This is a genomic window from Enterobacter cloacae complex sp. I2 (assembly GCF_014896205.1).
GTDB lineage: Bacteria > Pseudomonadota > Gammaproteobacteria > Enterobacterales > Enterobacteriaceae > Enterobacter > Enterobacter quasihormaechei.
The window spans coordinates 108,045-114,313 of record NZ_JADBRA010000019.1; the positions used below are offsets into that span (position 1 = coordinate 108,045).

6 protein-coding genes are annotated in these 6,269 nt (G+C 53.0%); 5 read left to right on the forward strand and 1 reads right to left on the reverse strand.

Annotation, left to right across the window (positions count from 1 at the left end; all coding sequences use genetic code 11):
- The first annotated feature begins 83 nt into the window (after positions 1-83).
- Positions 84-560 carry a transcription elongation factor GreA gene (gene greA / locus IM300_RS17060; RefSeq protein WP_014171793.1) on the forward strand — a complete coding sequence of 159 codons (477 nt, stop codon included), beginning with the start codon at positions 84-86 and terminating at the stop codon, positions 558-560.
- Positions 561-711: 151 nt separating this feature from the next.
- Here the strand turns inward: greA and yhbY are convergent, their stop codons facing one another.
- A complete protein-coding gene (yhbY, locus tag IM300_RS17065) occupies positions 712-1,005 on the reverse strand; it encodes a ribosome assembly RNA-binding protein YhbY (RefSeq protein WP_003861814.1) in 294 nt (97 codons plus the stop codon).
- A 127-nt stretch (positions 1,006-1,132) separates the two neighbouring features.
- On the opposite strand from yhbY, the gene rlmE reads away from it, so the two are divergent.
- From rlmE to glmM, 4 genes are all read left to right on the forward strand, one after another.
- Positions 1,133-1,759 (forward strand): 23S rRNA (uridine(2552)-2'-O)-methyltransferase RlmE, encoded by a 627-nt coding sequence (rlmE, locus tag IM300_RS17070; protein ID WP_003861812.1) that lies wholly within the window; start codon positions 1,133-1,135, stop codon positions 1,757-1,759.
- 102 nt (positions 1,760-1,861) lie between these two features.
- Positions 1,862-3,796, forward strand: a complete 1,935-nt coding sequence (gene ftsH, locus IM300_RS17075) for an ATP-dependent zinc metalloprotease FtsH (protein WP_003861810.1) — start codon at positions 1,862-1,864, stop codon at positions 3,794-3,796.
- A gap of 99 nt (positions 3,797-3,895) precedes the next feature.
- Positions 3,896-4,744, forward strand: coding sequence for a dihydropteroate synthase (gene folP, locus IM300_RS17080; RefSeq protein ID WP_193037532.1), 849 nt, complete (start codon positions 3,896-3,898; stop codon positions 4,742-4,744).
- Complete coding sequence (gene glmM / locus IM300_RS17085) at positions 4,737-6,074, forward strand: phosphoglucosamine mutase (protein ID WP_193037534.1); 1,338 nt, start codon at positions 4,737-4,739, stop codon at positions 6,072-6,074. The genes folP and glmM overlap by 8 nt, the downstream gene beginning before the upstream one ends.
- The last annotated feature ends 195 nt before the right edge of the window (positions 6,075-6,269 follow it).

A 6,269-nucleotide genomic window follows, 5' to 3' on the forward strand; every position in this document is an offset into this window, starting at 1 on the left:
GGTTTTCTTTTGCTTCTGGCCTGTTCAGGTGGGCTGGAGCAGGGAACACTGCTCCCAACAGGAATGTTTAAGAGGTATAACAAATGCAAGCTATTCCGATGACCTTACGTGGTGCCGAAAAACTGCGCGAAGAGCTGGATTTTTTGAAATCCGTACGTCGCCCTGAAATCATCGCCGCTATCGCGGATGCGCGTGAGCATGGCGACCTGAAAGAGAATGCTGAATACCACGCGGCGCGTGAGCAGCAGGGCTTCTGCGAGGGGCGCATCAAAGATATCGAAGCGAAACTGTCCAACGCGCAGGTTATCGATATCACTAAAATGCCCAACAACGGTCGCGTGATCTTCGGCTCTACCGTCACCGTCCTGAATCTGGACAACGATGAAGAGCAAACCTACCGCATCGTGGGTGATGACGAAGCGGACTTCAAACAGAACCTGATTTCGGTGAACTCCCCGATTGCTCGCGGCCTGATTGGCAAAGAGCAGGACGATGTTGTGACGATCCGCACCCCGGGCGGCGAAGTGGAATACGAAATTATTAAGGTTGAATACCTGTAATTCGCTTCTCTTCTAAGATGTTGATACATTGTAAAGAAAAGAAAAAGGCCGCATAGCGGCCTTTTATCAACTCAAGGAGCATGGCATTTTGCTCGCCTGCTGAAAGAAATCCCTCGTTTCACACAGAAAATGTGATTGATTCAGGATATCCTTAACGTGGCAGCGAGATTTTACGCTCTTTAGATGGGCGATAGAGCACCAGCGTTTTACCGATGACCTGTACATTACAGGCGCCGGTTTCGCGCACGATGGCTTCCACGATCAGGTTTTTAGTGTCTCTGTCTTCAGAGGCGATTTTCACCTTGATCAGCTCGTGGTGTTCCAGCGCTTGTTCAATCTCGGCAAGCACCCCTTCGGTCAAACCATTGTTGCCAAGCATAACTACAGGCTTGAGCGGATGTGCCAGACCTTTAAGGTGCTGTTTTTGTTTAGTACTCAGATTCATCGTATATTTTTGCTTACGTTGGGATTGAAAACGGTTCATTCTACCGCCATCTCCCTAATATCGCCAAATAGCTGCGTAGAAATTTACGTCATAGGCAAGCAACGATGAACCAGGACGGAAATGTTAAATGACAGGTAAAAAGCGTTCTGCCAGCTCCAGCCGCTGGCTTCAGGAACACTTTAGCGATAAATATGTTCAACAGGCGCAGAAAAAGGGGTTGCGTTCCCGCGCCTGGTTTAAACTTGATGAAATACAGCAAAGTGACAAACTTTTTAAACCGGGAATGACGGTAGTCGACCTCGGTGCGGCACCTGGCGGATGGTCCCAGTATGCGGTTACGCAGATCGGCGGAACGGGACGAATCATCGCATGCGATCTTTTACCAATGGATCCCATCGTTGGTGTCGACTTCCTTCAGGGCGACTTTCGTGATGAATTAGTGCTTAAAGCATTACTTGATCGTGTTGGTGACAGCAAGGTCCAGGTTGTCATGTCGGATATGGCACCAAATATGTGCGGAACACCGGCGGTGGATATCCCCCGCGCCATGTATCTGGTGGAACTAGCGTTAGAAATGTGTCGTGATGTACTAGCGCCTGGTGGTAGTTTTGTTGTGAAGGTGTTTCAGGGCGAAGGTTTCGAGGAGTATCTTAAGGAAATTCGCTCCCTGTTTGCGAAGGTCAAAGTTCGTAAGCCGGACTCTTCCCGGGCCCGTTCCCGTGAAGTGTATATTGTAGCGACCGGGCGAAAATGATAACCGGGAGATTTCAGACGAAAGTTTGAATGAAACTGGATATAGAGTATCCTGACGCTGTTTTTAACACAGTTGTAATGTGAGGTTAATCCCTTGAGTGACATGGCGAAAAACCTAATACTCTGGCTGGTCATTGCCGTTGTGCTGATGTCAGTATTCCAGAGCTTTGGGCCCAGCGAGTCGAATGGCCGCAAGGTGGATTATTCTACCTTCCTGCAAGAGGTCAATCAGGACCAGGTTCGCGAAGCGCGTATCAACGGACGTGAGATCAACGTTACCAAGAAAGATAGTAACCGTTACACGACTTACATCCCGGTGAACGATCCTAAGCTGCTTGATAACCTTCTGACCAAAAACGTCAAAGTGGTAGGCGAGCCGCCAGAAGAACCAAGCCTGCTGGCTTCTATCTTCATTTCCTGGTTCCCGATGCTGCTTCTTATTGGCGTCTGGATCTTCTTTATGCGCCAGATGCAGGGCGGCGGTGGCAAAGGTGCCATGTCGTTCGGTAAGAGCAAGGCGCGTATGCTGACGGAAGACCAGATCAAGACCACCTTTGCTGACGTTGCAGGCTGTGACGAAGCGAAAGAAGAGGTCGGTGAACTGGTTGAATACCTGCGCGAGCCGAGCCGTTTCCAGAAACTGGGCGGTAAGATCCCGAAAGGCGTCCTGATGGTCGGCCCTCCGGGTACCGGTAAAACCCTTTTGGCGAAAGCCATTGCGGGCGAAGCGAAGGTGCCGTTCTTTACTATTTCAGGTTCTGACTTCGTTGAAATGTTCGTGGGTGTCGGTGCATCTCGTGTGCGTGACATGTTCGAGCAGGCCAAGAAAGCAGCACCGTGCATCATCTTCATCGATGAAATCGACGCCGTAGGCCGCCAGCGTGGCGCAGGCCTGGGTGGTGGTCACGATGAGCGTGAGCAGACCCTGAACCAGATGCTGGTTGAGATGGACGGCTTCGAAGGTAACGAAGGTATTATCGTTATCGCGGCAACTAACCGTCCGGACGTCCTCGACCCTGCGCTGCTGCGTCCAGGCCGTTTCGACCGTCAGGTTGTGGTCGGTCTGCCGGATGTTCGTGGTCGTGAACAGATTCTGAAAGTGCACATGCGTCGCGTACCGCTGGCGCCAGATATCGACGCGGCCATCATTGCGCGCGGTACTCCAGGCTTCTCCGGTGCAGACCTGGCTAACCTGGTCAACGAAGCTGCACTGTTCGCCGCTCGCGGTAACAAGCGCGTGGTGTCCATGGTGGAGTTCGAGAAAGCGAAAGACAAAATCATGATGGGGGCGGAACGTCGCTCCATGGTGATGACGGAAGCGCAGAAAGAGTCCACGGCGTACCACGAAGCAGGTCACGCGATTATTGGCCGCCTGGTGCCGGAACACGATCCGGTACACAAGGTAACGATTATTCCGCGCGGTCGTGCACTGGGTGTGACCTTCTTCCTGCCTGAAGGCGACGCGATCAGCGCCAGCCGTCAGAAGCTGGAAAGCCAGATTTCAACCCTGTACGGGGGTCGTCTGGCGGAAGAGATTATCTACGGTGCGGAACATGTTTCCACCGGTGCGTCGAACGACATTAAAGTGGCGACAAACCTGGCGCGTAACATGGTGACGCAGTGGGGCTTCTCCGACAAACTCGGTCCGCTGCTGTATGCAGAGGAAGAGGGCGAAGTGTTCCTGGGCCGCTCTGTGGCGAAAGCGAAACATATGTCCGATGAAACGGCACGTATCATAGACCAGGAAGTGAAAGCGCTGATTGAACGTAACTACGCTCGCGCCCGTCAGATCCTGAACGACAATATGGACATTCTGCATTCGATGAAAGATGCGCTCATGAAATATGAGACCATCGATGCTCCGCAGATTGACGACCTGATGGCTCGCCGCGAAGTGCGTCCGCCAGCAGGCTGGGAAGACCCAGGTGCGTCTAACAATTCTGACAACAATGGCACCCCGCGTGCGCCGCGTCCGGTCGATGAACCGCGTACGCCAAACCCGGGCAACACCATGTCAGAGCAGTTGGGCGACAAGTAAGTCACTGCTGTTGAAGCGTTTGTCTGTACCTCAAACCCTGGAGCTTGCTCCGGGGTTTTTTCTTATCTGTTTAACCATATTAATTCCAGGGAATTCACCATGAAACTCTTCGCCCAGGACTCGCATCTCGACCTTTCACATCCGCATGTGATGGGGATCCTGAACGTCACGCCTGATTCCTTCTCTGACGGCGGCACGCATAACTCGCTCATCGACGCGGTTAAGCACGCGAATTTAATGATCAACGCGGGCGCCACCATCATTGACGTTGGCGGGGAATCAACGCGGCCTGGCGCGGCGGACGTTTCGGTGGAAGAAGAGCTGGCGCGCGTGGTGCCGGTGGTGGAAGCTATCGCCCAGCGCTTTGAAGTGTGGATCTCCGTGGATACCTCTAAACCCGAAGTGATCCGTGAAGTGGCGAGAGTGGGCGCTCACATTATCAATGATATCCGCTCGCTGACCGAGCCGGGCGCGATTGAAGCCGCGGCGGAAACCGGGCTACCGGTGTGTCTGATGCATATGCAGGGCCAGCCGAAGACAATGCAGGAGGCGCCAAGGTATGAAGATGTATTCGCTGACGTCAGCCGCTTCTTTATTGAGCATATCGAGCGTTGTGAACGTGCGGGTATCGCAAAAGAGAAATTGCTGCTCGACCCGGGCTTCGGTTTCGGTAAAAATCTCTCCCACAATTACGCGTTGCTTGCGCGTTTATCAGAATTTCATCAGTTCGGCCTGCCACTGCTGGTGGGAATGTCGAGAAAATCGATGATTGGTCAGTTACTGAATGTTGGGCCGAGCGAACGTCTGAGCGGCAGTCTGGCCTGCGCGGTGATTGCCGCGATGCAAGGTGCACACATCATTCGTGTCCATGACGTAAAAGAAACAGTAGAAGCCATGCGTGTGGTAGAAGCCACACTGGCAGCGAAGGAAAACAAACGCTATGAGTAATCGTAAATATTTTGGTACCGATGGCATCCGTGGGCGCGTAGGCGATGCGCCAATTACCCCTGACTTTGTCCTGAAGCTGGGCTGGGCGGCGGGTAAGGTACTGGCGCGTCATGGATCCCGTAAGATCATTATTGGGAAAGACACCCGTATTTCGGGTTATATGCTGGAGTCCGCGCTGGAAGCCGGGCTGGCGGCGGCGGGGCTTTCAGCTTCCTTTACGGGTCCAATGCCGACCCCTGCTGTAGCCTATCTGACCCGCACCTTCCGTGCGGAAGCGGGTATCGTCATTTCAGCTTCTCATAACCCGTTTTATGACAACGGTATCAAATTCTTCTCCATCGACGGCACCAAGCTGCCGGATGACGTAGAAGAGGCGATTGAAGCGGAAATGGAAAAAGAGATCACCTGCGTCGACTCCGCTGAGCTGGGTAAAGCAAACCGTATCGTCGATGCCGCAGGCCGCTACATTGAATTCTGCAAAGGCACTTTCCCGAATGAACTGAGTCTGGCACACCTCAAAATTGTGGTGGACTGTGCAAACGGTGCGACTTACCACATTGCGCCGAATGTTTTCCGCGAGCTGGGCGCGAAAGTGATCACCATCGGCTGCGAGCCGGACGGCCTGAACATCAACGAAGAAGTCGGGGCGACAGACGTGCGTGCCTTGCAGGCGCGCGTGCTGGCTGAAAAAGCCGATCTGGGTATCGCCCTGGACGGCGACGGCGACCGCGTGATCATGGTTGACCACGAAGGTAACAAGGTCGATGGCGATCAGATCCTCTACATCATTGCCCGTGAAGGCCTGCGTCAGGGGCAATTGCGCGGCGGTGCGGTGGGCACGCTGATGAGCAATATGGGTCTGGAGCTGGCGCTGAAACAGCTGGGTATTCCGTTTGTGCGCGCGAAAGTGGGCGACCGCTACGTGCTGGAAAAACTCCAGGAGAAAGGCTGGCGTATTGGCGCGGAAAACTCCGGCCACGTGATCCTGCTCGATAAAACCACCACCGGTGACGGTATTGTGGCGGCGCTTCAGGTTGTTGCCGCGATGGCGCGTAACCACATGAGCCTGCACGACCTTTGCAGCGGCATGAAAATGTTCCCGCAGATCCTGGTGAACGTGCGTTTCACTGCCGGTAAAGGCGATCCGCTGGAAAATGATAACGTGAAAGCGGTGATGGCAGACGTTGAAGCTGCGCTTGGCAACCGCGGTCGCGTCCTGCTGCGTAAGTCAGGTACTGAACCATTGATCCGCGTAATGGTGGAAGGTGAGGATGAAGCGCAGGTCACCGAGTTTGCGCATCGAATCGCAGATGCGGTGAAAGTGGCGTAATCAGGCGGCTTAGCACGTTTAAAAGAGGGCGACACGATTCGCCCTTTTTTTATTTACATATAGTTATTTAATATATAATTAATTCAATAAATACATCACGCAAGTAAATATAGGTTTAGTCTGCTTATTAGACGTTATTATAATTAAACCTATCTCCTCCAGATTTAATTATTTAAGTTTTACTTAACATCTTAT